This window comes from Nocardia sp. NPDC006982, from assembly GCF_042869435.1.
Classification (GTDB): domain Bacteria; phylum Actinomycetota; class Actinomycetes; order Mycobacteriales; family Mycobacteriaceae; genus Nocardia.
Map to the genome: position 1 here is coordinate 429,916 of NZ_JBIAFV010000006.1, position 25,761 is coordinate 455,676.

The following is a 25,761-nucleotide window of genomic DNA, read 5'->3' on the forward strand; positions in this document are numbered from 1 at the left end:
TGTGATGAGTTTCGAACCCCGAGTAGTGGTGATCACCGGGGCCAGTGCGGGTATCGGTCGCGCGGCCGCACGCGAATTCGCTTCGAGCGGTTGTAAAGTCGCACTGCTCGCCCGCGGCGATGCCGGACTCGCGGCCGCCGCCGATGACGTGCGCGCGGCGGGTGGTGAGCCGCTGACAATTCCGGTCGATGTCGCGGATTACGCGGCGGTCGAGGCCGCGGCGACCCGGGCAGAACAGGTGTTCGGACCCATCGATGTCTGGGTGAACTCGGCCTTCACCTCGGTCTTCGCACCGTTCGAGCAGATTGCGGCCGCGGAGTTCCGGCGGGTCACCGAAGTCACCTATCTCGGCACCGTGCACGGCACCATGGCCGCGCTGTCCCGGATGCGGGCACGTGACCGCGGCGCTGTCGTGCAGGTCGGCTCTGCGCTCGGCGCCCGCTCGATTCCGCTGCAGTCTGCCTATTGCGCCGCCAAGCACGCGATCAACGGATTCACCGAGTCGGTACGGGTCGAACTGATGCACGAAGGCAGCAATGTGCACATCACGCTGGTGCAAGCACCGGCGGTCAATACGCCCCAATTCTCCTGGGTGCTGTCGCGATTGCCGAAGCGGCCACAGCCGGTGCCGCCGATCTACCAACCCGAGGTCATCGCGCGCTCGATCGCCTTCGCCGCGAAACATCCTGAGCGCAAAGAATATTGGGTCGGCGCGAGCACGACGGGGACGCTGCTCGCCCAACGGCTCGCGCCCAGCCTGCTCGATCGATATCTCGCCCGCACCGGCTACGACTCGCAGCAGACCGATGCCGACGCCGACGCACGGGCCGACAATCTCTGGGAGCCGGTCGACCGGGCCGGTGGACACGACTTCGGCGCACACGGCGAGTTCGATGATCGTGCGCACCGGCGCAGTACCCAGGCGTGGTTGAGCCGGGGGCTCGAGACATTGGCCAGCGGGTTGCGTCGGCATTAGGCGATTAGCCGACCGAACCGCGGGTATGGCGCACATATGGTCCCGACGATCGACCAACTGCTGCACGCGCTCACCCGGGCGGTGAACACGCTGGCGGATGCCGGTATCCGCTTCGCGGTCGCGGGTGGTTGCGCGGTGTACGCGCGCGGCGGGCCCGCCTCGGAGCACGACGTCGACATCTTCATCAAACCCGCCGACCTGTCGCAGGCCCGCAGTGCGCTGGCCCGCGGCGGATTGCGGGTCGCCGATCCGCCCGAGGACTGGCTGACCAAGGTCTATGACGGCGGCGTGCTCATCGACCTGATCTACCGGCCGAACAACCGTGCCGTCACCGACGAATTGCTCGATCGCGCCGACATGATGCGTGTCGGCCCGACGATGGCGCCGGTGATCAGCGCGACCGACCTGATGATCGACAAATTACTGGTCTTCGATGCGCACCGACTGGACCTGAGCCCACTGCTGACCATCGCACGCGATCTGCGCGAACAGGTGGATTGGGAGCGGGTGCGCAAGGAAACCGACATTTCGCCCTATGCCCGAGCCTTCCTCGGACTGCTGGACGATCTCGGAGTAATAGAGCCGAAGCGGGTGGTGTGAATGGATCGACCGCAATATCTGGTCGCGCACCTACGCCGGGCGCTGGCCGAGGATCCGCGCACCGCCGAGCTCGGGGTGCAGGTGACGATCCGCGGCGATGTCGTCGTCCTCGGCGGCGAGGTGAGCAGTATCGAACGCAAGCTGCAGATGGAAAAGGTAGTGCGCGAACAGCTTCCGCGCGCGCATATCCACAACGATGTGCACGTCACGCCGCCCTGCGCACCGGGAGCCGCCGAGGCGCTGGCGGACTGAGACCGGAAGGAGTGTGGCATGCGGATCGCGGCAATCGGTGACATCCATCTCGGCGCCGAATCGGGCGGCGAACTCCGCCCGGCACTCGCGGAACTGCACGATCGCGCCGATGTGCTGCTGCTGGCCGGTGATCTCACCCGGCACGGCACGGTCGAGGAAGGCCGCGTCGTCGCCGCGGAATTCGCCGATCTCGGCGTTCCGGTCGTCGCGGTGCTCGGCAATCACGACCACCACAGCGACGCGCAGCACGAGATCACGGCCGAGCTCACCGATCACGGCATTACCGTATTGGAGGGCACCGCAATGGAATTCGCGGTCGATGGACATACCCTCGGCATAGCGGGGACGAAGGGCTTCGGCGGTGGTTTCGCGGGTAAATGCGCGAGCGTCTTCGGTGAACGCGTGATGCGCGAATTCGCCTCGCACACCGTCGACCTCGCGGAGATGCTGCGCGACGCGCTGGCGGGCCTGCACACCGATATCACGATCGCGCTGACCCACTACTCCCCGATCAGCGACACCCTGCACGGCGAGCCACGCGAGATCTACCCGTTCCTCGGTTCCTATCTACTCGGCGAAACCATCGATGACCAGCGCGCCGACCTCGCGATCCACGGGCACGCGCACGCGGGCATCGAACGCGGCACCACCCCGGGCGGCATCCGGGTACGCAATGTGGCTCAACCGGTGGTGCGCACCGCCTACGTCGTCTACGAGCTCTCACCGGAAACAAAAGAATAATAAGGAGTACCGATGCCCTCGATCGGATCCATCGCCACGCTGGCCGCGGCGACAGTGGCGGCGGCCCTGCTCGCCGGCTGCGGCGGCAACGGCCCCCTCGACCCGGTGCCCGCCACCCCGACCTCCCATCCCGACATCACCATCACCTTCTCGTCTCCGGGCAGCTCCGCACAGGTGCCCAATCCGGACGAAATCACCCCGACGGCGGCAAAACAGCTGTGCGACATGCTGAAACCCGAGGTCGATCGTTGGCGCACCGAGGGCGCGCAGCTCGGCAAGCTCGGCTTCAACGGCACCGTGCACGATTGGGCGGCCCGCAACGGCGGCCTCAACGACACCGTCGTGAAGGACCGGGCCATCGTCGATCGCATCACCACCACCCAATGTCCGGACGTCCGGCAACAGGTGCTCGACGCGCTGAATATCAGCACGCTCGCCGACGGTCTGGTGGGGTTGGGCCGCTGAGCGGTTACGAGGATCGAGAGGCGCGGATTCCGGCCAGGATGATCCGCAGACCGCGTTCGAATTCGACATCGGTATCGGCGTCGAACAGCTCGGCCACCATCCGAGCGGTCCGCGGATAACGCTCGGCATCGACGGTGTGCGCCATCCGCGCGGGATCGTAGGGATTGCCGTCGGCGTACTCCGCGCCGGATTGCGCCTGTTCCTCTATAACGAACCCGATCGTGTAGTGCAGCAGGATCGGAAACACCCGCTCGGCATGGTCCACCGAGAAACCCGCGTCCTCGAGCGTGCGCAAGGTCAGTTCGGTGGTGCGCCACATGGCTTCATCGCTGACGTAGGTTCCGGCCAGCACCTTCGCTCCATCCCGATAGCGCAGCATCGACCGGCGCAACCGCCCGGCCACCGCCACCACCCAGTCCTGCCAGTCCTCGCCCTGCCGCGGCGCCTCGATCCCGTCGACAGCGGAGACGAATACCCGCCGAGCCATCGCATCGAGTAGTTCGCGCTTGTTCTTTACATGCCAGTACAGAGCGGGCGCCTGCACATCCAGGGCCCCGGCCACCTTCCGCATGGTCAGTCCGTCGAGACCGACCTCGTCGAGCAAACCCAATGCTGCCTCGGCGATCACCGTCGCATCGATCTTCACTGTCACCTCCTGATGTCCGACCCCTTGACACCTTAACAATGTTCTGGTCTCCTTAACATCGTTAAGAGCTTAACAACGTTAAGGAGACCGACATGGAAACGACCGAGGTAGTGATCGCCGGCGCCGGACCGACCGGGCTGATGCTGGCCTACGAACTGCGCCTGGCCGGCGTGGATGTCGCGCTCGTCGATGGACTTCCGGCGCGCACCGGCGAATCGCGGGCGGGTGGCATCCACGCCCGCACCATGGAAATGCTCGATCAGCGCGGCCTGCTCGACGACCTGATCCCGCTCGGCCGCGTCATGCAGGCCGGGCACTTCGGCGGCCTGCGCCTGGACTTCAGCGACTTCAATACCCGCTACCCCTACACCCTCGCCGTCCTGCAGTCGGTGATCGAGCGCGAACTCGAGCGGCACGCAACCGAACTCGGCGCGGTCGTGCGGTGGGGCTCGCCCGTTGTCGGCTTCCGGCAGGACGCGGCGGGTGTCGAGGTGGAGATCGGCGGCCCGAATCCACGCCGGATTCGCGCGGCCTACCTGGTCGGCTGCGATGGCGGCCGCAGCGCGGTACGCAAACTGGCGGGCATCGACTACGTCGGCACCGACGCGACCGCGACCGGCATGCTCGCCGATGTCGAATTGGCCGATCCGCCCGCAGAGACCGTCTTCGCGCACCGCGCCGGTGCGGGCGACTTCTCCGTGGTCCAATTCGAGCCCGGCTGGTACCGACTGCTCGTGCAGCGCCACGACCTCGTCCTGGAACGCGGCACCGAACTGAGCTTCGAGGACTTCCGAGCCAACTTCACCGAACTCGCGGGCACCGACTTCGGCATGCACAGCCCGCGCTGGATCTCGCACTACAGCGATGCCGCCCGCCAAGCCGACCGATACCGCGTGGGCCGGGTCTTCCTGGCCGGGGATGCCGCGCACATCCACTACCCGGCCGGCGGTCAGGGCCAGAACCTGGGGTTGCAGGACGCGATGAATCTCGGCTGGAAGCTCGCCGCCACCTTGCGCGGCAACGCATCCAACGAACTCCTCGACACCTATGAGTCCGAGCGCCACCCCATCGCCGCCCGCGTCCTGCACAACACCCGCGCCCAGACCGCGCTCGGACGCCCCGGGCCGCACACCGACGCACTGCGCGACGTCATGAGCGACCTGATCGATATGGACCAGGTGCGCCACAGTCTCGGCCTGATGATCACCGCACTCGATATCCGCTACGACATCAAGGGCGAGCACCCACTCATCGGCAGGCGCGTCCCCGACGCCGATATCAGCACCGCCGACAGCGACACCCGAGTACACGCACTGCTGCGCGCGGGCAGCCCGGTCCTGCTGGTACTCAACGGAAACGACGTGCCCGCGGCCCCGGAATGGCACGACCGAGTCGAGATCATCAGCGCCGCCAGCCGCGCCGAACACTGGCCCATTCCCGGATTCGGTGAGATCCCGGCCCCCGCCGTCGTCCTGCTGCGCCCGGACGGTTACGTCGCGTGGGCAACCGACGAACCCACCACCGCGGGCTTGGCCGAAGCACTCACCACCTGGGTCGGCGCCACCGACCTCGACTTCACCTGAACCACGCCACCCCGTACAGTGCGGACCGAACGGCAGCGCGCCAGCTATCAAGAGTTTCCACCCGGATGCGGTAATCCGGATACCGCGCCGATCGCGCGATCGGCTGCCGCGAGCCGACTCCAGCTCGACATACTGGCGATTGCTTTAGAATCTCTTTACAAATACATGACCAAAATTAGGCGCCGAACTCTAATAAGCCGAGCAATAGCGGCAAGCGATACGGTGACCGTTTTGTCCGATTTACCCGGCGTGCACCAAGATCTTCGGTTGATCAAGTTGTCTTCGGCATGACACTGTCCCCCGATGGACATCGTACGAAAACCCGCCCGAGAAAGATCAAAAACATTGCCTCGCAAAAGGGTTCCTAATGTGTATGCTATCGATCAATCAAGACCCCACTACGAGGTGGGATGATGACCGAGGACGGTGTCGAGGTGGATGTCAATGCACTCCGAATGCGCCGTGCGACCGTCTTCGCAGTAGGCGTCGGTGTACTGACTCTTGCTGCGGCCGGTCCGCTCAACGGGCTGCTGGTCGGCCTGTTCATCTGCATCGGACTCGGACTCGGTTGGGTGAATGCGCAACTGACCCGATTGACGGTCAACCGCGTCGCCGACGCCGAGAAACCGAGGAAACAGGGGTTGTACCTCTCCTCGGCGACCCGGCTGATCGTAATAACCGGCGGTTCGCTCGCAGTGGGTTTCCTGGCAAGGCCGCACGGCATCGGAATCTTCTTCGGCCTGGCCGCCTTTCAAGTGATTCTGGTGTTGGTCACCGTCTTGCCTGAAGTGAAGGAGCTTCGCCAGCAATCATGACGAATCAACTCGCCTTCATCGCCCAGTCGGCGCTTCCGGTGCTCGCACAGGAAGCGCCCGCCGAAGAGCCGAAAATCAAGGTCGGCGAACACGCGGTCGCGCACCTGTGGGGTATGGACTTCAATGTCGACACGATCATTTCGACCGCCCTCGCGGCGGCGATCGTGCTCGGTCTGGCGTTCTACCTGCGGGCGAAGCTGACTTCGGGCGTACCCAACGGCGTGCAACTGTTCTTCGAGACCGTCACGGTCCAGATGCGCAACCAGGTGGAAAGCGCCATCGGCATGAAGGTCGCGCCGTTCGCGCTGCCACTGGCCGTCACACTGTTCATCTACATCCTGTTGTCGAACTGGTTGTCCGTGCTGCCCGTGCAGTACGGACACGGCGAATTGATCGCACCGCCTGCGTCGGACGTCAATTTCGTCTACGCGCTGGCCCTGTTCGTCTTCATCATGTATCAGGGTGCGGGTATTTATCGGCGCGGCCCCGGTGGCCACGCCAAGCAGTTGCTGAAGGGCCACACCGGATGGGGCCCGATGGTTTTCATCAATGTCATCGAGGAAGTCGCCAAACCGCTCTCGCTGTCGCTGCGATTGTTCGGCAACATGTTCGCGGGCGGCGTGATGGTCTCGGTGATCGCACTGTTCCCGTTCTGGATCAGCTGGGGGCCGAATGCCATCTGGAAACTCTTCGATCTCTTCGTCGGTGCCATCCAGGCGTTCATCTTCTCGCTGTTGACCGTCCTCTACTTCAGCCAGTCGATGTCGCTGGAGCACGAGCATTAGCCCCTGCGACACTTTCAGGTCGCTCGAACAACTACCGGATCGGCGCCGCCGATCGAGCTCAGTAAAGAACAGGAAGTGAAAAATGGCAGACGCAACAACGGCGGCCATCGTCCAGGGCGCGCTCATCGGCGGCGGCATCATTATGGGCGGTGGCGCCATCGGCGCGGGTATCGGTGACGGACTCGCCGGCGCCGCGTTGATCAACGGCGTTGCCCGTCAGCCGGAAGCCGAAGGTCGCCTCCGCGGTAACTTCTTCCTGACCGTCGGTCTGGTCGAGGCGGCGTACTTCATCAATCTAGCGTTCATGGCGCTTTTCGTATTCGCTACTCCAGGTAAGTAATTCAGTATGACTCCGCGAACGGATGTTGTTGCCGAGGGGAACTTCCTGATCCCCAACGGCACATTCTTCGCCGAGCTGTTGATCTTCCTGATCGTGCTCGGGGTCATGTGGTTCTTCGTCGTTCCGCCGATACGCAAGGTATTGGCGGAACGCGAGGCGAGAGTCGCCGAAACCGCGGTCGACAACAAGGAAGCCAAATCCTTGTTCGCCGACGCCGAAGCGAAATACCAGGCCGCCGTCGCGCAGGCGCGCAGTGAAGCGGTCGAGATCAGGAACCAGGCAAGGGCCGAGGGCCGAGTTATCCTCGAGCAGTTGCGAAGCGAGGCGCAGGACGAGGCCGACAGGATCGTCGCGGAATCCGCGACGGAACTGCGGGCCCAGGCGGACCAAGTGGCCGCGGAGCTGCGTGAGGCTGTCGAACCGCTCGCCGAGACATTGGCCGATCGAGTGCTCGGCATCAAAGATCGGCACGCCGGCTCCAGCGCCGGCCATCAGTCAGAACGAGCGTAGCCAATGAACCTCAACAGCGGCATCCTTGCCGAAGACTCGGGCATCTTCCACATCACCTTCGACTGGCCGATCTTCTTCAGCCAGCTCTTCGGTTTCGCGGTCATCATCTTCGTCATCGTCAAATGGGTGGCGCCGCCGGTCAAACGGCTGATGGCCAAGGCACAGAACAATATTCAGAAACAGCTCGAGGAGAACCAGCAGGCGGCCGACCGTCTCGTCGAGGCCAAACGCGCCTACGACAACGCGGTCACCGACGCCCAGGCCGAACTCGAGCACATCCGCGAAGACGCGCGCGCCGACGCCGAACGCATCATCGCCAAGATGCGCGAATTCGCCGACGCCGAGGTCGCCCGGGTCCGCAGCCAGGGCCGCGACCAGATCGCCCAGATGCGTACCCAGCTCATCCGCGATCTGAAGGAAGAGCTCATCACCACGGTCATGGACAGCACCGAGGAAAAGGTCCGATACGAGATCGGTTCCACGCACGTGGCGGCGGACAGTATCGACAAATTCCTCGAGGACCTCGAGGCGATGGCCAACGCCGAGCCACCGGTCCGACGCCGCGCCGAGCCCTGGGCTTTGTAAATCCGGGTGGTCGCCGGACCGCATGCCCTGGCATGCTGGCCGCGTGAGCACCGCGCAGATCACAATTGATTTCGCGCCCGAATTGCGGCTGTTCGTCGCGGCCGCACAGCGGGACGGTCGCTCGTCCGTGCGGATCGACACCGCGTCGACCCTCGGACATATCGTGGAGTCGCTCGGCGTGCCGCTCACCGAGGTGGGCGAGCTGCTGGTCGATGGTCGGTTCGTGGATCCGTCGTATCTGCCCACCGACGGCGAGTCGGTGTCGGTGCGCGCTGTGGTGCGCCCGCAGCGATTCGACGAACCACTGCGTTTCCTGCTGGATATCCATCTCGGCACCCTGGCGCGGCGGCTGCGCCTGCTCGGCGTCGACACCGCCTACGAAAATCCGGATATCGGCGACGCCGCACTCGCCACGCGCTCGGCGACCGAACATCGCATCCTGCTCTCCCGCGATCGCGGACTGCTGCATCGACGCGAAATCTTCGCTGGCGCATACATTTACAGTCACCGTCCCGTCGAGCAACTCGACGACGTGCTATCGCGTTTCGCACCGCCGCTTGCGCCATGGACCCGCTGCACCGCCTGCAACGGCCCGCTGCGGGTAACCGAAAAGCAGACCCTCCGTGGCCGGCTCCCGAACGAGACCGAGCGCACCTACGACGCGTTCGCACAGTGCGTCGACTGCGGCCGAACCTATTGGAAGGGCGCCCATCACGCGCGCCTCGACGCCATCGTCACCCACGCCCTCCACTTCGGCACCTGACCGCGCGGATCGATGCGTGGGAGACGTTCCCGCCCAGCCTGATCAGGCGCCGAACGCACCTTCGAGGCGGCTGCGAGAGCCGGGGTGGACCAGGCGCGCCACGCTCACCAAGGCACTCGCGGACCAGGTGCGGCGGCGGATCTGGAGGCACGGTTCGGTACGGCGGATGCGCAGTAGCCTGCAGTCCTCCTGGCTGCCCTGTACCGCCTCGACGACGTGTTCGCCGCGCACCAGCGGGGCCACCTCGCTGAGGTACCGGTTCGGGGTGATCTCGGCGAAGTTCTGGTCGAGGTAGCCGGGCGCGGCCGCGGGGTTGACGTAGCGGTCCTCCACTTGAATCGGCACCTCGTCATCGAAATGCACCAGCAGCGAATGGAATACCGAATCGCTCGGCCAATCGTCGAGCAGTGGATTGGCGCTGTCGAGGGGTTCGCTGCGCAGGAAGATGACCTCGGTGCGGTGCCGGTGACCGCGCTGCTGGATCTCGTCGGCGATATTGCGCACCTCGAACAGCGGCGAGGCAACCTTCGCGGGTGCGACGAAGGTGCCGACGCCCATCATTCGTACGACCACCCCGGCCGCGGCCAATTCACGTAGTGCCCGGTTGACCGTCATGCGGGAGATTCCGAGCGCGTCGACCAGTTGATGCTCCGAGGGCAGCTGATCCCCCGCGCCCCAGCGTCCGGCACCGATCTGAGTGCGGATCAGGGTCTTGATCCGCTCGTACGCCGGTGCCGTATCGGGTCCGGACGCCGCGAACAAGACCGCCAGGTCTGCATCACCCACCGGGCGGGCCATCGCCACCACCTCTCACCTCGCCTGGCCGCAACCCTAGCCGTTCCGGTTGACAGTCACTTGTATATACAGGACGATGCATCTGGGCAGGCTGTCCTAGCTGCTCCCCTTCTCCTGATGGAAGGCGGATCCATGCCGCACCACGACGAAATCGACGCCGGACTGCAGATCGAGCGACGCACCATCGAAGTAATTCCCGATGCCGAACGCCACGGCACGCCGCGCAATCAATTCACCCTCTGGTTCGGGGCGAATATGCAGATCACCGCGATCGTCGACGGCGCGTTGGCAGTAGTATTCGGCGCCGATGCGCTGTGGGCGATCATCGGATTGCTGCTCGGCAATATTCTCGGCGGCATCGTGATGGCGCTGCATTCGGCGCAGGGTCCACGGCTCGGATTGCCGCAAATGATCTCCAGCAGAGCGCAATTCGGCGTACTCGGTGCGGTGATGCCGCTGTTGCTGGTGATCGTGATGTATCTCGGTTTCGCCGCGACCGGTACGGTATTGGCCGGTCAGGCGGTGAACAAGATTCTGCACGTGGACAATTCGACCGTCGGCATACTCGTCTTCGGTGCGCTCACGGCCGTGGTCGCGGTGACCGGCTATCGGCTGATCCATGTGATCGGGCGAATCGCCACCGTGGTCGGCATCATCGGCTTCACCTATCTGACCATCCGACTGTTCACCGAATACGACGTCAGCGCCTACATCGGTACCGAATCCTTCGACATCGTGACGTTCGTCCTCGCGATCTCCCTCGGTGCGGGGTGGCAGCTGACCTTCGGACCGTACGTCGCGGACTATTCGCGCTATCTGCCCCGCACGACCAGTGCGCGCACCACGTTCTGGTCCACCTTCGCGGGCAGCGTGCTCGGCTCGCAGTGGGCGATGACGCTCGGCGCGCTGGTGGCCGCGGTCGCCGGAAAAGCGTTCCTTGGCAATCAAGTCGGCTTCATCGGTGACCTCGCCGGACCGTCCGCGATCGCGCTACTGATCTACCTGGTCATCGTGGTCGGCAAGCTGACGGTGAACTGTCTCAATGCCTATGGCGGGTTCATGTCCATCCTGACCTCGGTGACCGCATTCAACGGTCGGTCCCATACCACGCAGGCCGCGCGGGCCGCCTATATCGTGGGCTTCACCGTGGTGTCGATGCTGATCGCCATCGGGGCCAGCGCCGACTTCCTCAACAACTTCAAGAATTTCGTGCTCGTCCTGCTCATGGTCTTCACCCCGTGGAGTGCGATCAACCTGATCGACTACTACCTGATCTCGCGCGAGCGCATCGATATCCCGGCGCTCTACAATCCGGACGGCCGCTACGGACGCTGGAACCTCGCCGCGCTGGCCTGCTACACCCTCGGCATTCTCGCCCAGATCCCGTTCCTCGCGCAGAAGCTCTACACCGGCCCGATTACCGATCTGCTCGGCGGCGCGGACATCTCCTGGATGGTTGGCATCGTCTTCACAGCAGCCATCTATTACCCGCTGGCACGTCGCACGAGCAACCCGCCGGACCGGATGATCTACCCCGCGGACGCGGTTGCGACGACCCACGTTCCAGCCGAGTAGTACGCGCACCCCTGCCGCGAATCCACTGACGCGCGGGTCGATTTCGGCGATCTCCACCGGCTTGCTCAATCATAACTAGTTACCGGCTGGTCGGGTGTAGACCTTGGTAGAGCGATCCGCACGCACACGCCGGGAGGGGTTTTGCGCATCGATTTGGGCCGGGATCTACGGGAGCGCGCCGACAAGAACGATGACATCCCTGAATGGCGGCCAATTCATTTCGATCTGGCCATCGATAGGGACCGGTCGATATTGTCCGAACTACTGGCGACAACGGACGTGCGGGTACACGACACGGTTTCCGAGCAATTGCAACAACTCGTGCTCGCACGCGAACCCGCTTGCCCCCGTGGCGAGTTGGAGGAACGCGTAGGGCAGCTGCATGGCCCCGATCCCGCCGAATACGGCAGGTGGGTGTGGTACCCGTGGTCGGCCGATCTCGTACATGTGCTGCCCGAGACGGACTTTCGGGAGGTCCGTGCCGACCGCAACCGCTACCGGATCACCCGGGAAGAACAGCAGCGGCTGGCGCGGATGCGGATCGGCGTGGTCGGGCTGTCGGTCGGCAGTGCTGCCGCGCTCACCCTCGCACTCGAAGGTATCGGCGGTTCGTTCAAGATCGCGGACCTCGACCGGCTCGGCCTGTCGAATCTGAATCGCATCCGTGCCCGCGTGGCCGACCTCGGCATCGAGAAGTCCGTCATCGCGGCGCGGCAGATGTTCGAGATCGATCCGTATCTTCGAATCGAACGGTGCTCGAGGGGAATTCGGCCGGAGGCCATCGATGACTTCCTGCTCGGCGGCGGCGGTCTCGATCTGCTGGTCGAGGGGTGCGACGATCTGCACACCAAGGTGCTGCTCCGGGAGCGGGCGCGTGTTCACGGCATTCCGGTGCTCATGCAGACCAGCGATCGCGGCCTACTCGATATCGAGCGATTCGATATCGAACCGGATCGGCCGATCTTGCACGGTCTGCTCGGTTCGGTACGGGCCGCGGATCTGCGCGATATCACGACACCGGAGAAGATCCCGTACGTCCTCGAAATCCTCGACGCGGCACGGCTCAGCACTCGCGCGGCGGCCTCGCTGCCCGAGGTCGGGCGGACGATCGGCAGCTGGCCTCAGCTAGCCTCCGGCGTGGCGCTCGGCGGCGCGATCGTCGCGGATGCGGCGCGGCGACTGCTGCTCGGCGAACCGGTCGGATCCGGGCGCTACTACGTCGATCCAGGCGAGTTGATCGACGCGAAGCATTGTCGCTATCGCGAACCTGCCGCGCCCGCACCATTATTCGCGATCGCCGAGGAGGCCCGGAGGGATCCGCCGCTGCCGCCGCAACCATCGGAGCGCGCAACGGTATCCGACGATGCCGTGCGGTGGATAGCGGCCATGGGCACACTGGCGCCCTCCGCACACAATGCGCAGCCGTGGGCGCTGATCTGGCGGCGCGATAAGGCGGTCCTGGAGTGCCGCCACGACCCGAGACGCGACCTGCCCAGCCTCGACTTCGCGCACGGCGCAACGTGGGTCGCGTTCGGTGCGCTGCTGGAGAATATCGAGCTCGCAGCCGGGCAGCTCGGATTGCGCACGCAGATCCGGACGTGGCCCAGAGCCGACCTCGTCGCCACAGTCGAATTGTCCGGCGCACCGGAATCGGCGGCGTCACCGCTTGTCGCGCATATCCCGACGCGAGTCACCAACCGGCGTCGCGAGTTGCGGCGACCGCTCGATGCGGAGACGGCGCAAGCGCTGGTCACCGCCTGTGCCGAATTCGGCGGACGATTGCAGCTATCCTGCGAGAGAACGGAATTGGCGGAGCTGGGCGCATTGATCGGCGCGGGCGATCGCATCGGTCTGCTGAACCGGGCGATGCACCGCGACGCGATGAGCGGCTACCGGTGGACACCCGAGGAGGTGCGAGCCGAACCCTACGGTCTCGATATCGCCACCGCCGAACTCAGCGCGGCCGAACGCGGCGCGCTGCGCCTGCTGAGTCAGTGGCGGGTCGCGGAATGTCTGGCCGAGATCGGCGGCGGCCGTGCGCTGGAAGACCTTTCGCGGCGCGCGGTGGCCGGCGCCGGCGCGGTCGGCCTGCTGACGATGCCGGGTGTGTCACGCGAAAGCTATCTGCGTGGCGGGCGCGCCATGCAGCGGATGTGGCTCACCGCGACGGCGAAAGGCATTGCACTGCAACCGATGACCGCACTGCCCTACCTCTTCGCCCGCCTCGAACGCGGCGCCGGCCACGGCCTCTGCAAACGCGAGCAGGCCGAACTCCGCGAGCTGCGCGTGCGCTATCAACGGGTCTTCGAGACCGATGCGGACCATGCCGAGGTGCTGCTGTTCCGACTCGCGTACGCGGGGCCTCCGACGGCGCGTTCGCTGCGCCGTCCGTTGGTTCAGGTCCTCGATCTCGCCTGACTCGCGAACCGCCGACTACGAGGCGTGGTGCGTCGGGTGGTAGTGCTCCCAGGCGTCGGCCAATGCCTTGCGCACATCCGTGGGCAGGTAGTCCCGGATCTCCGCACACAGATGGACGCTGTTCCCGCAGTCGTCGCACCAGATCCGGACCGTACGCGCGTCCTTGGCCACGGCTGCCGCGATCCAGTCGGCGCGCATATTCCCGTGATCGACGGTGGCTACCCATCTGTCCCCGTAGCCATCGACATCCTGATGGATGGCATTGACCATGGTCACCGCGAACATCGGGTTGGGCTGAGCCTTGTTCTTCGTCATAGCGGGAAAACCTCCGGCCCTGTCGAGCGAAATATTCGTGCGACATCGAAGTCATACCCCCCGGCGACCGGGAGGTCCAGCAACCTGGCGGTGACCGATTGCTTCGCGACGCAGGAAGCAACCGTAACCCCGGCCGACCTGCCCGGCAAGAGATCGATTTCGGGTGGAAACCGAAGGGAATCCGCAGGTAAAGAGATCGCAAAGGCTCTAGGGCCGATGGCCCGTCGGCACCGCTGCCGCTCGTCCCTGCGCGCTGAACGCCCGCATGATCTGGGCCACAGCAACCCCCTCGGCCGGAACTTGGCCTGCGCTACTGGGTTCCGGAATCGGTCAGGGGGAAGGTGTTGGGCACGAAGGGGATTCCGGATCACGGCGGCGCGGGAGCGGGAATCGAATCGAGCGCTCGGCCGAATGCGCGCTGAGGGCCGACCGGCCGTCCCTGCGCAGGTGTATCCAGGCCGCGATCAGAACGATCAGAAATTCGATGACGTAGCCGTTGATCAAGACCTTGGTGATCGGCCACCACGGCGGCAGCAGGAACACACCAATAGACACCCAGGTCTTGCTCCAGTGGTAGGTCCACGAGGCGGTCACCGTGAACAGCAGCGCCGCCGCCACCCACCAGCGCCAGTTGTCCAGCCCCTTGTGCACGAGGAAGACGAACAGCGGCACGAACCACACCCAGTGGTGTCCCCAGGAGAACGGCGACACCGCGCAGGCAGTGAGACCACCGAGGGTGATCGACAGCAGCCGCTCACCTCGCTGATACAGCGCCGTCGTGACCATCATGCTGGCGATCGTGACCGAGCCCGCGATGAGCAACCACAACCACACCGGCGCGGGCCCGTCGAGCAGATGCGCGATGACACCGCGGATGGACTGGTTGGACGGGTGGTTGTCCGGCGCGATCCGGTTGGATTGGAAGAACGTCGAGGTCCAGTACTGCCGGGAATCGGCGGGCAGGATGACCCAGGCGAAGGCGACCGAGGCGATGAAGACGGCGAATGCGGTGACCGCCGCGCGCCACTGCCGCAGGGCCACGAAATAGGCGACGAAGTAGATCGGGGTGAGTTTGATGCCCGCCGCGAGTCCGACGCCGAGGCCACGCAGTTTGCTGCGGTCCCCGCGCAGCGCGTCCAACAGCACCAGCAGCATCAGCACCAGGTTGATCTGCCCGAAGTAGAGCGTTTGGCGGACGGGCTCGATGAATACGCAGGTGGCCGCGATCAGCACGCTGACCACCACCAGCCGAGTCGTGATCCGGTAGCCCAGCAGCCGCCAGCTGAGCAGCACACAGGCGACGAGTACGGAGAGGTTGACCGCCAACCAGGTATTCGTCACATACCCCCACGGCACCATGTAGATCGGCACGAACGCGATGGTGGAGAACGGCGTGTAGGTGTACAGGAGGCCGCGCATGGTCGGCTCGGTATACAGCGGCAGATCGTGCACGATGCGCCACGCACCGTCCCGATAGATGTGCACGTCGAGGCCACCGACCAGGAACCCGCCCTTGTCCAGGAAGGGATCGATGGTGGTGAAGAGCAGGATCACCGACAGCAGGGCGCTCCCGGCGAGCAGGTATATCGCTGGTCCCGTACGCGGAAACTCCAGCTTCCGGGTGTCTCGCACCGATCCGCTACGACCGAGGCAACACCGTCGCAGGATTCGAAGTACAGGATCCTGTTGGGTGATAAGACCTCATCACGTCGACCGATCCATCCCTTCGTCCCGCACCTGCTGCACTACGGCGATAACCAGTTTTTAACGTACCTAATGACCCGCGCCTGCATCATGCCCCGAAGTGCCGGGGCAAGCAAGCCGCGGGATCATCGTTGCCTGCTGGCCCTGGCCCGCCTGCGCTCCGCCTGCAGTTCGGCAAGTTCTTGTTCGAGCATCTCGGCGATGCGGAACTGCCCGGTGTCGTGGATATCAGGCGTGCGAACCACCTGGAGGTGCGAATCCGGCTCGGCGGGTGCGCTGCCCTTGCCGCGCGCGTTCTCGGTCGTCCTGCTGTCCTTCCTGCCCTCGAGTGAACTGGGCTTGCGCGCCGTAGCCGCGGCCGAACCGTTGCCCCTGCGCAGTGCCGACACGACCGACGGCTTGTTCTCCGCGGCGGGCTTCTCCTGGCTCACCGGGGCGGCCTTGCGCGCGGGCGCCTTGGCCGGGGGCGGAGGCGGCGGGCTCTCGACCTTCGCGACGGGCTGGGTCTCGGCCGTAGCGACCGGCTCGGGTGTGGCCGGTGCGAAGGGGTTGTTCTTCGCGACCACCGGCTTCGCGACCACCGGCGCGGTCGGTTCCTTGACGACCGCAGGGCGGTTCTCGGCCTTCGCGGGAGCTGGCCGCTGCTCGGCTGCCCGGGGCTCCGCATGGTCCGGCGCCTGGCCGTTGGTCGGCGCGCGACGCTCGGGTGCTTCCGAAGCCTCCTGCGCGGCAGGGCTTTCCCCATCCGGCGACTCCTCGACCTCGACCGCTTCGGCCTCCACGATCTCGTCGACTTCCAGCTCGGCGTCCTGTTCCGCACCTTCGGCACCCGGTGCCGCATGTTCCGCGGACTCCCGCTCCGCTCCCGGCGCCACCAGGGCCGCCTGGGTGTTCGCGCGGTAGGACGCGATCGATGGCATCGTCTGCTTGAGTTGTTCGGCCGGATCGGGCAGCTCGCGGACCTGCTCGGTGGCCCGGTAGATGGCCAGGCCGTAACGTGCGCTGGCCGCGTCGTGAATGAGCAGGGCGACACCGATCATCACCGGCGCGACCGCGTGCACACCGGTCTCGTACCACTCCCCGTCGCGCAGATAGGGGTAGGTGTTGAGGGTGACAGTCAGTGACAGCAGGGCGATTTCGGCAGCGGCAACCTGTCGGCGGTTGTCGATCACGCCCCATTCGGCGACCTTGTTGGTGCCGACCATGATGATGATCAAGCAGACGCTGATCATCGCCTCGATGAGGTAGCTGAACCAGTACAGCGGATCGGAAGGCCCGCCAGGCGCGATGTTGTGCTGCACATTGACCGCGGACCACAGCATGCCCGCCGCCACCACGCCGGCCAACGCGCGCAGTGACCATCCGCGGTGCCGGTACAGCGACGCCAATTTGGCGTGCGGGCTGGATTCCCGCCGCTGTGCCGCAATTGCCTTGCGGGCTACCAATAGATCTCTGATGTCGGCCTTCTCGATTGCTTCAGTGGTCTGCCTGGCGCGGTCGGCCGCGGAGGCCGCGGCCTGCACCTGTTTCCATCGCTGTGCGCGATCCTCGCCGCGAATCTTCTCCGCGAGCTCACGCTCGGCGATCAGTTCGTCCTCGGAGAGCGCCTCGGTCAGCGCGGGATCGAACTGGTAGGCCAGTCGGCCCCGGGCCCGCTCGACCCTTCGCGCGAGCTGTCCGACCTCGTCCTCGACGGGATGATGCTCGATGGTCAATTCGACTCCCCGCGGGAGAGATTCGACGGCAGACAAGTGATCACGCGTGGGAACGGCACCAGACATTCATAGTCGATTCACCGTTGCCAGCGAAACTGTCAATTTGCCGCCGGTGGGTCGTCCTGCGGCGTGCCGCGCGCGACACACGCATGCGAAGTCTCGATTTAACGACGATTCGGCACTCGCGGACGCCGCCCGCGCCGCAATGAACATACGGTTCACCGGCCCGGACTCGCTGCGGCGCGACTGCTTGCCACCAGCAAACAGCCAACCAGTCGGTTCATTCAAGGGGTGTCGACACATTCGGGCGTGTCGCCGCCAACTGGTCGATAGGTCAGGCGATTTCGGATCCGCCGGGACGATGCGCCGCGACATGGTCATCGATCTCGCGCAGGAAGCCGTCCAGGCGGCCCGGCGCCAGCCAGGGGGAGAGCAGCCCGTGATACGCGGCACAGCTGCTCACTAATTGGTGCGGATTCGGGATCGCAGTGCGAGAACGCCTGCGGCCGAGCCGATCATCGCGAGACCGACGACCCACAGTCCGGCTCGCTGGGTGCCGGTGAGGTCCTTCAGCGCGCCGGTGACATACGGCGCGACAAACCCGCTGACATTGCCGATGGAGTTGATCAGGGCGATCCCACCCGCCGCGGCCGCACCGGACAGGAAGGTGCTCGGCAGCGCCCAGAAGGTGGGCAACGCGGCAAGCACTCCGACGGCACAGACGGTCACCGCGACCATGGCGGCGAACGGATTGCCCAGATACAGCGCCACCGGAATCGCGAGTCCACCGACCAGCGCGGGCAGCGCGACATGCCGGGCCCGCTCACCGGTTCGATCACCGTGCCTGCTCCACAGCACCATCACGACGGCGCCGATCACATAGGGCACCGCATTGATGAGCCCACGCTGCACCACCGAATAGTGGGTGCCGTACTGCTGCTGGAAGCCGTTGATGATCGTGGGCAAGAAGAATCCGAGCGCATACAGGCCGTAAACGATGCCGCCGTAGATGAAGGCGAGGCCGAGCACGCGTGGATGGGTGAGCGCCTTGCGCACCGTCCAGTGTTCGACCCGCGCGGCCTGCTCTTTGTCGAGTTCCGAGGTGAGCCAGTCTCTTTCGGTCTCGGTCAGCCACTTGGCCTGCGTGGGCCGGTCGGTGAGGAAGAACCAGGTGATCACCGCGAGGGCGATCGCGGGCACGCCCTCGACCAGGAACATGAATCGCCAACCGCTGAGTCCGAAGACACCGTCGCCGTACTGGATGATCAGGCTCGATACCGTCGAGCCCAAAGCCGTTGAAATCGGCACCGCCGTCATGAACAGCGCGACGATCTTCGCGCGCTGGGTCTGCGGAAACCAGTAGGTGAGATACAGCAGGATGCCGGGAAAGAATCCGGCCTCCACCACGCCTAGGGTGAATCGCAGGATGTAGAGCCAGGTTTCGTTCGGCACGAATGCCATGGCGGTGGCGACCACACCCCAACTCACCATGATTCTGGCTATCCAGCGGCGCGCACCGAACCGGTGCAGCGCCAGATTGCTCGGCACCTCGAGTACGAGATAGCCGATGAAGAAGATGCCGGAGGCGAACCCGAAGGCCGTCTCGGTCAGCCCCAACTCCGCTTTCATACCGCTGGGCCCGGCGAATCCGATATTGACCCGGTCCAGGTAGTTGATGAAATACAGCAGCCCGAGATAGGGCACCAGTCGAATCGTGACCTTGCGCAACGTCGCGCGGGACACCTCGGGCGTTCCGTCCATTCGCGAACTCTCGACCCGCATCCGCCCAGCAGTCAAATTCCCAGACCCGGTGATACGAATGTTCGACACCGGACAGCCGACACGTCATGTGCGGGGACCCGAGCGTTCAACCGGCAACCGTACCGTTCGAGCCAGAAGCGAACGGAGATTCCCATGCTCGAGCCGCGACTTCGAACCCTATGGCTGGCGAATGTGGCCGCGGGCGCGGCCGCTGTGACCGTGCGCACCCCACTCTACGCCCGCCCCAGACCGACCCATTCCGTTCGTGTGCAACGGGATTCGATGCTCGCCACGGACCTCGAGGTCGTCACGGTGACCGACCGCTCGGTCATCCTGACCTGGACCACGTGTGCCCGCGACCGCTATGGCCGCGCCCGTCCGGTCCCGGCCGATACCGAGGTCCGCATCGCACCGGTCGACGGCCGGTCGGCGGCGCGACCGCGCTATCTGGACTCCCGGCCGACCGCCTACCACTATGCGGAGCTCGACGGCCTCGAACCCGGCCGTACCTACCGATTCGAGGCCTACTCGGACGGCCACCGCGCCGTTCCCGCCCGCACCCTGGTGACCCGCCGCTCCGGAACACCGGAATCCACCGGCACATTCACCATGGCCGATCCGCCGCCGGGACGACTGCTGCACACCATCGCGCTCGCCAACGACGTGCACTTCGGCGAGCACAGCAGCGGCCTGATCGTGGCCGGGCTTCCCACCGGCCTGCGTCACCAGACCGAGCACTATCCGGAGTTCATGCTGACCGCATTGCTCGACGATCTGCGCCGACCGGACCGCGCGGCCGATCAACTGATCGTCGCGGGCGATCTCACCGATACCGGCACCCTCGAACAAAGCCTCGGCGTGCGGGCTCGGCTGGACGAGTGGGGCGTGCTCGGCCGCGATTACTTCGTCTGCCGCGGTAACCACGACAAGCCCGACGCGCACCGAATCGACCACTGGGGCACGGTATTTCACGCGCGTCAGCGCCTGGTCGAATATCGTGTCGGCGAGCTGCGCATGATCGGCCTCGACACCACCCGACTGCGTGGATCCGGTGGCACAATCGTCGCACCGCAAATCGCGCATCTGCGCGAACTCCTGGCGGCCGATCCGGATCGGCCCACCCTTGTTTTCGGACACCATCCGGTGACTTCCCATGCGGCGGTGAGTAATCCGGGCGGCCCGGGGTTCGTTCTCGATCGCACGAATGCCGCCGCGCTCGGCGCGCTCTATCGCGACGCTCCCGGCGTATTCCTGCACCACTGCGGCCACACCCACCGCAACCGGCGCAACCGCCCGGACTCCGGTGTCGATGTCGAGTTCCTGGAAGTAGCTGCCACCAAGGAATATCCGGGCGGCTACAGTCTGCTGCGCGTCTACGAGGGCGGCTACACGGTCAACTTCTACAAGACCCGCACCGAGTCGGCCCGCTGCTGGAGCACTCGCACCCGCCGCCAATACCTCGGCCTGCATCCGGATCACGCCCTCGGCAGCTGCGCCGACCGCAACCATGTTGTCCAGCGCGATTTCTCCGGGTTGTAGTTACAGTCGGTCATGCGGACAGTAACGGTGCGGCGCACCATCGCGGCACCGATCGAGCAGGTTTTCGATTGGATCACCGATGCGGCGAACTACCGTCAGGTGCCGGGCGTGCTCCGGGCGGAGGTCACGCGGGTCGGCATCGACGGTGTTGGCACTATTCGCGAAGTCACCACGGCCGCATTGAAACTCACCGAAGAGATCGTCGGATACGAGCGCCCGGTGCGAATGGACTATCTGATCCGTTCCTCGATTCCGCCGCTGCGGCACGAGAGCGGCAGCATGCGGCTGCGGGAGACCGCGGACGGTACCGAAGTCACCTGGGGCTCGACCTTCGAAGTCCGGACTCCGGTGTTGAGTGGCGCATTGACCAGGGCATTCACACCCGCCGTCGCCTTCGGTTTCCGCACGGTCCTGCGGACGGCCGAGCGCAAACTCACCAGCTGACACGTCACTCGCCCTACCGGCAACCCCGCTACTGTCGCAGACAGGCGTGAAACTTCGGGAAGCCGAGCCGGGAGAGGTTGGTAGCTGATGAGCGTTGGTGGTCTTCGATTGGCCTCGGTTGTCGCCGCCGTTGTGCTCGGATCCGTTGTGGCCGGACCTCGTTCGTACGCGGCACCGGACGAACCGGGATCGGTGGTGACCACGGATGGATCGAGGATTACCGGGGTTCAGGTTCGAGATGACCGGCATCTCACGTTGACGGTGTATTCGGGGGCGATGGGGCGGGAGTTATCGGTGGAGGTGCAGCAGCCTGCGGATACCGGACCGCCGCGGCCGACGTTGTACCTGTTGGCCGGGGTGGACGGTGGGGTCGATGGGGCGACCTGGGGGTCGAAGACCGATGTCATGGGGTTTTTCGGGGATAAGAACGTCAATGTGGTGCAGCCGCTCGGTGGGGCGTACAGCTATTACGCCGATTGGCGGGCGGGGGATCCGGCGTTGGGAGTCAACAAGTGGCAGACGTATTTGACTCGGGAATTGCCGCCGCTGATCGATGCCGCGTTGGGCACCAATGGGCGCAATGCGATTGCCGGGATCTCCACCTCCGGTACGTCGGTGCTTTCGCTGGCGATTTCGAGTCCGGGGCTGTACCGGTCCGTCGGCGCGTTCAGTGGGTGTGCGCAGATCAGTGATCCGGTTGGGCAGGCGTTCGTCGGGATGTCGGTGCGCAAGGGCGGCGGCGATCCGGTGAATATGTATGGGCCGCCGCAGGATCCGATGTGGGCGGCGCATGATCCGTATGTCAACGCCGAAGGCCTGCGCGGGTTGAATTTGTACCTGTCGGCGGGGAGTGGACTACCCGGGCCCTACGACAATCCCACCGATCCGCACACGCAGAGCTGGGCCGAGGGCGGACTGCCCCTGCAGGTGACGATGGGCGGTGCGATCGAAGGATCGACCGCCTGGTGCACCCGCAACATGCAGCACAGGCTGAACCAACTCGGCATTCCGGCCACCTACGACCTCGAACCCACCGGCACCCACTCCTGGGGTTACTGGGAACGCGCACTGAAGGAGTCGTGGCCGGTTCTCGCCAACGGACTGGGCGCCTGACCTCCGACGTGGCCTTCACCGGACGCGAGTATTTCCCGAAGTCGAAATAGTCCACGGTCACTCTCCTAGGCTTTGGTACGAGTGGAACGGCGTGTGTCTCGAGCACTCGGCGACATCTAGGAGGAATCGTGTCCGAAACCGTGCGTGGCGTGGTTGCCCGTAGCAAGGGCGCACCGGTCGAACTCGTCGATATCGTGATCCCGGATCCCGGGCCGCACGATGTGGTGGTGCGCATCCAGTCCTGCGGGGTGTGCCATACCGATCTGCACTACCGCGAGGGCGGCATCAACGACGAATTCCCGTTCCTGCTCGGGCACGAGGCCGCGGGCATCGTGGAGACCGTCGGGAATGCGGTCACCCATGTCGTCGCGGGCGATTTCGTCATCCTGAACTGGCGCGCGGTGTGCGGTGAATGTCGCGCGTGTAAGCGCGGCCGCCCGTGGTACTGCTTCGCCAGCCACAATGCCAGCACGAAGATGACCCTCACCGACGGCACCGAACTCAGCCCCGCCCTCGGCATCGGCGCATTCGCGGATAAGACGCTGGTGCACGAGGGCCAGTGCACCAAGGTCGACCCGAATGCCGACCCGGCCGTCGCCGGACTGCTCGGCTGCGGCGTGATGGCGGGTCTCGGCGCGGCGATGAATACCGGCAATGTGTCGCGTGGCGATACGGTCGCCGTCATCGGCTGCGGCGGTGTCGGCGATGCCGCCATCGCGGGTGCCCGGCTGGCCGGTGCGCGGACCATCATCGCGATCGACCGCGATCCCCAGAAGCTCCGCTGGGCAACGGAATTCGGCGCAACTCACACGATCGATGCGACCAACACCGATGTCGTCGAACAGATCCAGGAATACACCGACGGTTTCGGCGCGGATGTGGTCATCGATGCGGTCGGGCGCCCGGAAACCTGGAAGCAGGCCTTCTACGGACGCGACCTGGCTGGCACTGTGGTGCTGGTCGGCGTACCGACTCCGGATATGACCATCGATATGCCGCTGATCGACCTGTTCTCCCGTGGCGGCGCACTGAAATCCTCCTGGTACGGCGACAGCCTGCCCGAACGCGATTTCCCGATGCTTGTCGATCTGTATCTGCAGGGCCGGCTTCCGTTGGAGCGCTTCGTCACCGAGCGCATCGCCCTGGATCAGGTCGAAAAGGCCTTCTCCGCAATGCATGCCGGTGAAGTGCTGCGTTCGGTGGTGGTCTGGTGAGCCTGCGCATCGATCGGGTCGTCACCTCCGGGACCTTCTCACTCGACGGCGGCACCTGGGATGTCGACAACAATGTGTGGTTGGTCGGCGACGATGCCGAGGTGGTCATCGTCGACGCGGCGCATGATGCGGACGCGATCATCACAGCCGTCGGCAACCGCAATGTCCGCGCGGTCGTCTGCACCCACGGTCACAACGACCACGTCACCGTCGCACCGGAACTCGCGAAACGCCTCGACGCCCCGATCCTGCTGCATCCGGGCGACGATCCGCTCTGGCGCATGACCCACCCCGACGTCGACTACCGATCACTGGCCGATACCCAGCGAATCACCGTGGCGGGCACCGATATCGAAGTCCTGCACACCCCGGGACACTCCCCCGGCTCGGTCTCCCTGCACCTGCCCGAGGCCACCGCCCTGTTCACGGGCGACACCCTGTTCAACGGCGGCCCCGGCGCCACCGGCCGCTCGTTCTCCGACTTCGGCACCATCATCGATTCCATCCGCGACCGCCTGCTGACCCTCCCGGAGGAAACCACGGTCCACACCGGCCACGGCGACACCACCACCATCGGCACCGAAAAACCCGCGCTATCCGACTGGATCGCCCGGGGCCACTAACGAGAATCAAGATCAGGTGGAACTGGTGGCGGCGGCTTCTCGACCGATGCCGCCATGGATTCCACCTGATCTTGATTACTGTTCGGCGTCGGCTTTGATGCGCTCGAGGGTTTGGCGCATGCCGTCGCGGTTGGTCTTGCCGCGGGCGCGGCCGGCTACGAGCCAGTAGAGACGCAGCGGGAGGTTGTTTTCGTTCAGCTGGAACGATTCGGTGACGTCGGTACCGCCCTCGACCGGCTCGAAACGGTAGCGCCAGGTATTGACCGCCATCCCGCGCGGGCCGAGCACGGTGAATGCGAACTCACGTCCAGGCTCGCACGCGACGATCCGGCAGACCGTCCAATACTTCAGCCCCCAGCCATTGCGGTTGACGTGGCCGCGGAATTTGACGCCCACTGCGGGAGCCGTTGCGCCACCGAGCCATTCGGTGGCGAAGGTCTCCGGCGAGTACTTCCCGGTATTCGTGATATCGCTGACCAAGGCCCAGATCTTGTCTGCGGGTGCCGCCATTCGAACCGTCACGCTATCGTGCATACCTGCACGCTAGCAGGCACCTTCTCAGACAGGTCCGCCTAGTGCGGATCGATGCCGGTCCAGAAGGCGACCAGATCGGCGCACACGCGGGCCGGACGCTCCTCGTTCGGTAGGTGGCCCACACCGTCGTAAACCGCAGTGCGCGCGCCCAATTCCTCGGCATAGCGTTCGTGGACGCTCGGCGGCCAGAGATCGCCGGAGTTGCCGTAGGCGATGAGGATCGGGAGACCGGTGGCGCGCAGGGCGGCGGTGCAGTCGGTCGGGCCCTCCATGGCCCGCATGATGCCGATCAGATTCGCCTTCTTGGTCGTGAAGATGCGGTTGCGCAGGAATTCGAGCTTTGCGGGTGGCACCAGGGCCGCCACGGCCTGACTCATCTGCTCCCAGAGTGCCCGCTGGCCACCGCTTTCGATGAGTTGGGCGACCAATTGCGGTGGCGCGAAGTTGATATCGGAGGTCGAGGACGGACCGGAGGCAAGCAAGCTGAGACTGCGGAAGCGATCCGGATGGGCGGCAAACGCCGCGCGTGCGACGTAGCCGCCGAATGAGTGGCCCACCAGGTGAATCGGTGTGTCGTCCGAGATCTGATCGGCGACGAGGATCAGATCGTCGGCGAAATCGGCCATCGTGTATCCCGATGCCTCATCGGGACCGTCGGACTGCCACTGCCCGCGCTGATCGTAAGCGACACAACGGAATCCGGCTGCCGAGAGAATGGGCACCATGGCCTCGAAGTCCTCTTTGGAGCCGGTGAAGCCGGGGACCAGCAGCACCGTGCCGCGCATCTCGACGTCATGCGGCGGTACGGATTCCCACGCGGCCAGCGCGCCCGCCGCGCCGCGCAGGGTGAAGGACGTGGACTGCGCGGTGGCGTGGCTCATCGGTTCCTCCATCGTGCTCGGCACTAGTGCGGCAACACCTCCAGTCTATCCGAGCAAACATTCGGAATC

The 25,761-nt window shown here is 65.2% G+C and carries 28 protein-coding genes; 19 read left to right on the top strand and 9 right to left on the bottom strand.

Annotation, left to right across the window (positions count from 1 at the left end):
* Positions 1-4 precede the first annotated feature (4 nt).
* Genes ACFYOW_RS26095 through ACFYOW_RS26115 form a run of 5 tightly spaced genes read left to right on the top strand, consistent with a single transcriptional unit; the run spans position 5 to position 3,034 of the window.
* A complete protein-coding gene (locus ACFYOW_RS26095; protein WP_387292084.1) occupies positions 5-976 on the top strand; it encodes an SDR family oxidoreductase in 972 nt (323 codons plus the stop codon).
* A gap of 36 nt (positions 977-1,012) precedes the next feature.
* Positions 1,013-1,576: a nucleotidyltransferase family protein gene (locus tag ACFYOW_RS26100; RefSeq protein ID WP_387292086.1), complete on the top strand. Its 564-nt coding sequence runs from the start codon at positions 1,013-1,015 to the stop codon at positions 1,574-1,576.
* The gene (locus ACFYOW_RS26105; protein ID WP_063043059.1) at positions 1,577-1,828 is read left to right on the top strand and encodes a BON domain-containing protein; all 252 of its coding nucleotides are present in this window, start codon (positions 1,577-1,579) and stop codon (positions 1,826-1,828) included. It abuts the gene before it with no gap.
* Positions 1,829-1,846: 18 nt separating this feature from the next.
* The gene (locus ACFYOW_RS26110) at positions 1,847-2,569 is read left to right on the top strand and encodes a metallophosphoesterase (protein WP_387292088.1); all 723 of its coding nucleotides are present in this window, start codon (positions 1,847-1,849) and stop codon (positions 2,567-2,569) included.
* A 12-nt stretch (positions 2,570-2,581) separates the two neighbouring features.
* The gene (locus ACFYOW_RS26115) at positions 2,582-3,034 is read left to right on the top strand and encodes a hypothetical protein (RefSeq protein WP_387292090.1); all 453 of its coding nucleotides are present in this window, start codon (positions 2,582-2,584) and stop codon (positions 3,032-3,034) included.
* A 4-nt stretch (positions 3,035-3,038) separates the two neighbouring features.
* Here the strand turns inward: ACFYOW_RS26115 and ACFYOW_RS26120 are convergent, their stop codons facing one another.
* A complete protein-coding gene (locus ACFYOW_RS26120; protein WP_387292092.1) occupies positions 3,039-3,680 on the bottom strand; it encodes a TetR/AcrR family transcriptional regulator C-terminal domain-containing protein in 642 nt (213 codons plus the stop codon).
* Between the two features lie 92 nt (positions 3,681-3,772).
* Between ACFYOW_RS26120 and ACFYOW_RS26125 the strand changes: the two genes are divergently transcribed.
* From ACFYOW_RS26125 to ACFYOW_RS26155, 7 genes are all read left to right on the top strand, one after another.
* Positions 3,773-5,263, top strand: a complete 1,491-nt coding sequence (locus tag ACFYOW_RS26125; protein WP_387292094.1) for an FAD-dependent monooxygenase — start codon at positions 3,773-3,775, stop codon at positions 5,261-5,263.
* Positions 5,264-5,673: 410 nt separating this feature from the next.
* Entirely contained in the window at positions 5,674-6,078 is a 405-nt protein-coding gene (locus ACFYOW_RS26130) for an ATP synthase subunit I (RefSeq protein WP_387292096.1), read from the top strand.
* Complete coding sequence (gene atpB, locus ACFYOW_RS26135) at positions 6,075-6,863, top strand: F0F1 ATP synthase subunit A (protein WP_387292098.1); 789 nt, start codon at positions 6,075-6,077, stop codon at positions 6,861-6,863. Before ACFYOW_RS26130 ends, atpB begins: the two co-directional genes overlap by 4 nt.
* An 82-nt stretch (positions 6,864-6,945) precedes the next feature.
* Positions 6,946-7,203, top strand: coding sequence for a F0F1 ATP synthase subunit C (locus tag ACFYOW_RS26140; RefSeq protein WP_040687366.1), 258 nt, complete (start codon positions 6,946-6,948; stop codon positions 7,201-7,203).
* A 6-nt stretch (positions 7,204-7,209) separates the two neighbouring features.
* Positions 7,210-7,713, top strand: a complete 504-nt coding sequence (locus ACFYOW_RS26145) for a F0F1 ATP synthase subunit B (protein ID WP_387292100.1) — start codon at positions 7,210-7,212, stop codon at positions 7,711-7,713.
* 3 nt (positions 7,714-7,716) lie between these two features.
* A complete protein-coding gene (locus tag ACFYOW_RS26150) occupies positions 7,717-8,298 on the top strand; it encodes a hypothetical protein (protein WP_387292102.1) in 582 nt (193 codons plus the stop codon).
* Between the two features lie 43 nt (positions 8,299-8,341).
* On the top strand, positions 8,342-9,061 hold the full coding sequence (locus tag ACFYOW_RS26155; RefSeq protein WP_387292104.1) for a Mut7-C RNAse domain-containing protein: 720 nt from the start codon (positions 8,342-8,344) through the stop codon (positions 9,059-9,061).
* Between the two features lie 42 nt (positions 9,062-9,103).
* Here the strand turns inward: ACFYOW_RS26155 and hutC are convergent, their stop codons facing one another.
* Complete coding sequence (gene hutC, locus ACFYOW_RS26160) at positions 9,104-9,859, bottom strand: histidine utilization repressor (protein WP_387292106.1); 756 nt, start codon at positions 9,857-9,859, stop codon at positions 9,104-9,106.
* Between the two features lie 114 nt (positions 9,860-9,973).
* Here hutC and ACFYOW_RS26165 point away from each other — a divergent pair, with 114 nt between their 5' ends.
* Complete coding sequence (locus ACFYOW_RS26165; protein WP_387292108.1) at positions 9,974-11,431, top strand: purine-cytosine permease family protein; 1,458 nt, start codon at positions 9,974-9,976, stop codon at positions 11,429-11,431.
* 141 nt (positions 11,432-11,572) lie between these two features.
* Positions 11,573-13,849 (top strand): Rv1355c family protein, encoded by a 2,277-nt coding sequence (locus ACFYOW_RS26170; protein ID WP_387292110.1) that lies wholly within the window; start codon positions 11,573-11,575, stop codon positions 13,847-13,849.
* A gap of 15 nt (positions 13,850-13,864) precedes the next feature.
* Here the strand turns inward: ACFYOW_RS26170 and ACFYOW_RS26175 are convergent, their stop codons facing one another.
* The 5 genes from ACFYOW_RS26175 to ACFYOW_RS26195 form a co-directional block, all read right to left on the bottom strand.
* On the bottom strand, positions 13,865-14,164 hold the full coding sequence (locus tag ACFYOW_RS26175; protein WP_387292112.1) for a hypothetical protein: 300 nt from the start codon (positions 14,162-14,164) through the stop codon (positions 13,865-13,867).
* 330 nt (positions 14,165-14,494) lie between these two features.
* Positions 14,495-15,796 carry a glycosyltransferase 87 family protein gene (locus ACFYOW_RS26180; RefSeq protein WP_387292114.1) on the bottom strand — a complete coding sequence of 434 codons (1,302 nt, stop codon included), beginning with the start codon at positions 15,794-15,796 and terminating at the stop codon, positions 14,495-14,497.
* Between the two features lie 197 nt (positions 15,797-15,993).
* Positions 15,994-17,583, bottom strand: coding sequence for a hypothetical protein (locus ACFYOW_RS26185; protein ID WP_387292116.1), 1,590 nt, complete (start codon positions 17,581-17,583; stop codon positions 15,994-15,996).
* 334 nt (positions 17,584-17,917) lie between these two features.
* The gene (locus ACFYOW_RS26190; RefSeq protein ID WP_387292118.1) at positions 17,918-18,046 is read right to left on the bottom strand and encodes a hypothetical protein; all 129 of its coding nucleotides are present in this window, start codon (positions 18,044-18,046) and stop codon (positions 17,918-17,920) included.
* Positions 18,046-19,344 (bottom strand): MFS transporter, encoded by a 1,299-nt coding sequence (locus ACFYOW_RS26195; protein WP_387292120.1) that lies wholly within the window; start codon positions 19,342-19,344, stop codon positions 18,046-18,048. Before ACFYOW_RS26195 ends, ACFYOW_RS26190 begins: the two co-directional genes overlap by 1 nt.
* Before the next feature lie 153 nt (positions 19,345-19,497).
* On the opposite strand from ACFYOW_RS26195, the gene ACFYOW_RS26200 reads away from it, so the two are divergent.
* The 5 genes from ACFYOW_RS26200 to ACFYOW_RS26220 all read left to right on the top strand — a co-directional run bounded on the left by ACFYOW_RS26200 (position 19,498) and on the right by ACFYOW_RS26220 (position 24,277).
* Positions 19,498-20,883: a metallophosphoesterase gene (locus tag ACFYOW_RS26200; protein WP_387292122.1), complete on the top strand. Its 1,386-nt coding sequence runs from the start codon at positions 19,498-19,500 to the stop codon at positions 20,881-20,883.
* Positions 20,884-20,895: 12 nt separating this feature from the next.
* Positions 20,896-21,327 carry an SRPBCC family protein gene (locus ACFYOW_RS26205; RefSeq protein ID WP_387292124.1) on the top strand — a complete coding sequence of 144 codons (432 nt, stop codon included), beginning with the start codon at positions 20,896-20,898 and terminating at the stop codon, positions 21,325-21,327.
* Between the two features lie 87 nt (positions 21,328-21,414).
* Complete coding sequence (locus tag ACFYOW_RS26210) at positions 21,415-22,440, top strand: alpha/beta hydrolase (RefSeq protein WP_387292126.1); 1,026 nt, start codon at positions 21,415-21,417, stop codon at positions 22,438-22,440.
* A gap of 128 nt (positions 22,441-22,568) precedes the next feature.
* Positions 22,569-23,654, top strand: a complete 1,086-nt coding sequence (locus ACFYOW_RS26215; protein ID WP_387292128.1) for an S-(hydroxymethyl)mycothiol dehydrogenase — start codon at positions 22,569-22,571, stop codon at positions 23,652-23,654.
* Positions 23,651-24,277 (top strand): MBL fold metallo-hydrolase, encoded by a 627-nt coding sequence (locus ACFYOW_RS26220; protein WP_387292130.1) that lies wholly within the window; start codon positions 23,651-23,653, stop codon positions 24,275-24,277. The genes ACFYOW_RS26215 and ACFYOW_RS26220 overlap by 4 nt, the downstream gene beginning before the upstream one ends.
* 75 nt (positions 24,278-24,352) lie before the next feature.
* Here the strand turns inward: ACFYOW_RS26220 and ACFYOW_RS26225 are convergent, their stop codons facing one another.
* Both ACFYOW_RS26225 and ACFYOW_RS26230 read right to left on the bottom strand, forming a co-directional pair.
* Positions 24,353-24,811: an SRPBCC family protein gene (locus tag ACFYOW_RS26225; protein ID WP_387292132.1), complete on the bottom strand. Its 459-nt coding sequence runs from the start codon at positions 24,809-24,811 to the stop codon at positions 24,353-24,355.
* A 38-nt stretch (positions 24,812-24,849) separates the two neighbouring features.
* Positions 24,850-25,692, bottom strand: coding sequence for an alpha/beta fold hydrolase (locus ACFYOW_RS26230; RefSeq protein ID WP_387292134.1), 843 nt, complete (start codon positions 25,690-25,692; stop codon positions 24,850-24,852).
* Positions 25,693-25,761 lie beyond the last annotated feature (69 nt).

Excerpts from the sequence above, each read along its gene's own strand:
- ACFYOW_RS26095 (WP_387292084.1), top strand. The coding sequence starts at position 5 with ATGAGTTTCGAACCCCGAGTAGTGGTGATCACCGGGGCCAGTGCGGGT.
- ACFYOW_RS26100 (WP_387292086.1), top strand. The coding sequence starts at position 1,013 with ATGGTCCCGACGATCGACCAACTGCTGCACGCGCTCACCCGGGCGGTG.
- ACFYOW_RS26105 (WP_063043059.1), top strand. The coding sequence starts at position 1,577 with ATGGATCGACCGCAATATCTGGTCGCGCACCTACGCCGGGCGCTGGCC.
- ACFYOW_RS26110 (WP_387292088.1), top strand. The coding sequence starts at position 1,847 with ATGCGGATCGCGGCAATCGGTGACATCCATCTCGGCGCCGAATCGGGC.
- ACFYOW_RS26115 (WP_387292090.1), top strand. The coding sequence starts at position 2,582 with ATGCCCTCGATCGGATCCATCGCCACGCTGGCCGCGGCGACAGTGGCG.
- ACFYOW_RS26125 (WP_387292094.1), top strand. The coding sequence starts at position 3,773 with ATGGAAACGACCGAGGTAGTGATCGCCGGCGCCGGACCGACCGGGCTG.
- ACFYOW_RS26130 (WP_387292096.1), top strand. The coding sequence starts at position 5,674 with ATGATGACCGAGGACGGTGTCGAGGTGGATGTCAATGCACTCCGAATG.
- atpB (WP_387292098.1), top strand. The coding sequence starts at position 6,075 with ATGACGAATCAACTCGCCTTCATCGCCCAGTCGGCGCTTCCGGTGCTC.
- ACFYOW_RS26140 (WP_040687366.1), top strand. The coding sequence starts at position 6,946 with ATGGCAGACGCAACAACGGCGGCCATCGTCCAGGGCGCGCTCATCGGC.
- ACFYOW_RS26145 (WP_387292100.1), top strand. The coding sequence starts at position 7,210 with ATGACTCCGCGAACGGATGTTGTTGCCGAGGGGAACTTCCTGATCCCC.
- ACFYOW_RS26150 (WP_387292102.1), top strand. The coding sequence starts at position 7,717 with ATGAACCTCAACAGCGGCATCCTTGCCGAAGACTCGGGCATCTTCCAC.
- hutC (WP_387292106.1), bottom strand. The coding sequence starts at position 9,859 with ATGGCCCGCCCGGTGGGTGATGCAGACCTGGCGGTCTTGTTCGCGGCG.
- ACFYOW_RS26165 (WP_387292108.1), top strand. The coding sequence starts at position 9,974 with ATGGAAGGCGGATCCATGCCGCACCACGACGAAATCGACGCCGGACTG.
- ACFYOW_RS26175 (WP_387292112.1), bottom strand. The coding sequence starts at position 14,164 with ATGACGAAGAACAAGGCTCAGCCCAACCCGATGTTCGCGGTGACCATG.
- ACFYOW_RS26195 (WP_387292120.1), bottom strand. The coding sequence starts at position 19,344 with ATGGACGGAACGCCCGAGGTGTCCCGCGCGACGTTGCGCAAGGTCACG.
- ACFYOW_RS26200 (WP_387292122.1), top strand. The coding sequence starts at position 19,498 with ATGCTCGAGCCGCGACTTCGAACCCTATGGCTGGCGAATGTGGCCGCG.
- ACFYOW_RS26205 (WP_387292124.1), top strand. The coding sequence starts at position 20,896 with ATGCGGACAGTAACGGTGCGGCGCACCATCGCGGCACCGATCGAGCAG.
- ACFYOW_RS26210 (WP_387292126.1), top strand. The coding sequence starts at position 21,415 with ATGAGCGTTGGTGGTCTTCGATTGGCCTCGGTTGTCGCCGCCGTTGTG.
- ACFYOW_RS26225 (WP_387292132.1), bottom strand. The coding sequence starts at position 24,811 with ATGCACGATAGCGTGACGGTTCGAATGGCGGCACCCGCAGACAAGATC.
- ACFYOW_RS26230 (WP_387292134.1), bottom strand. The coding sequence starts at position 25,692 with ATGAGCCACGCCACCGCGCAGTCCACGTCCTTCACCCTGCGCGGCGCG.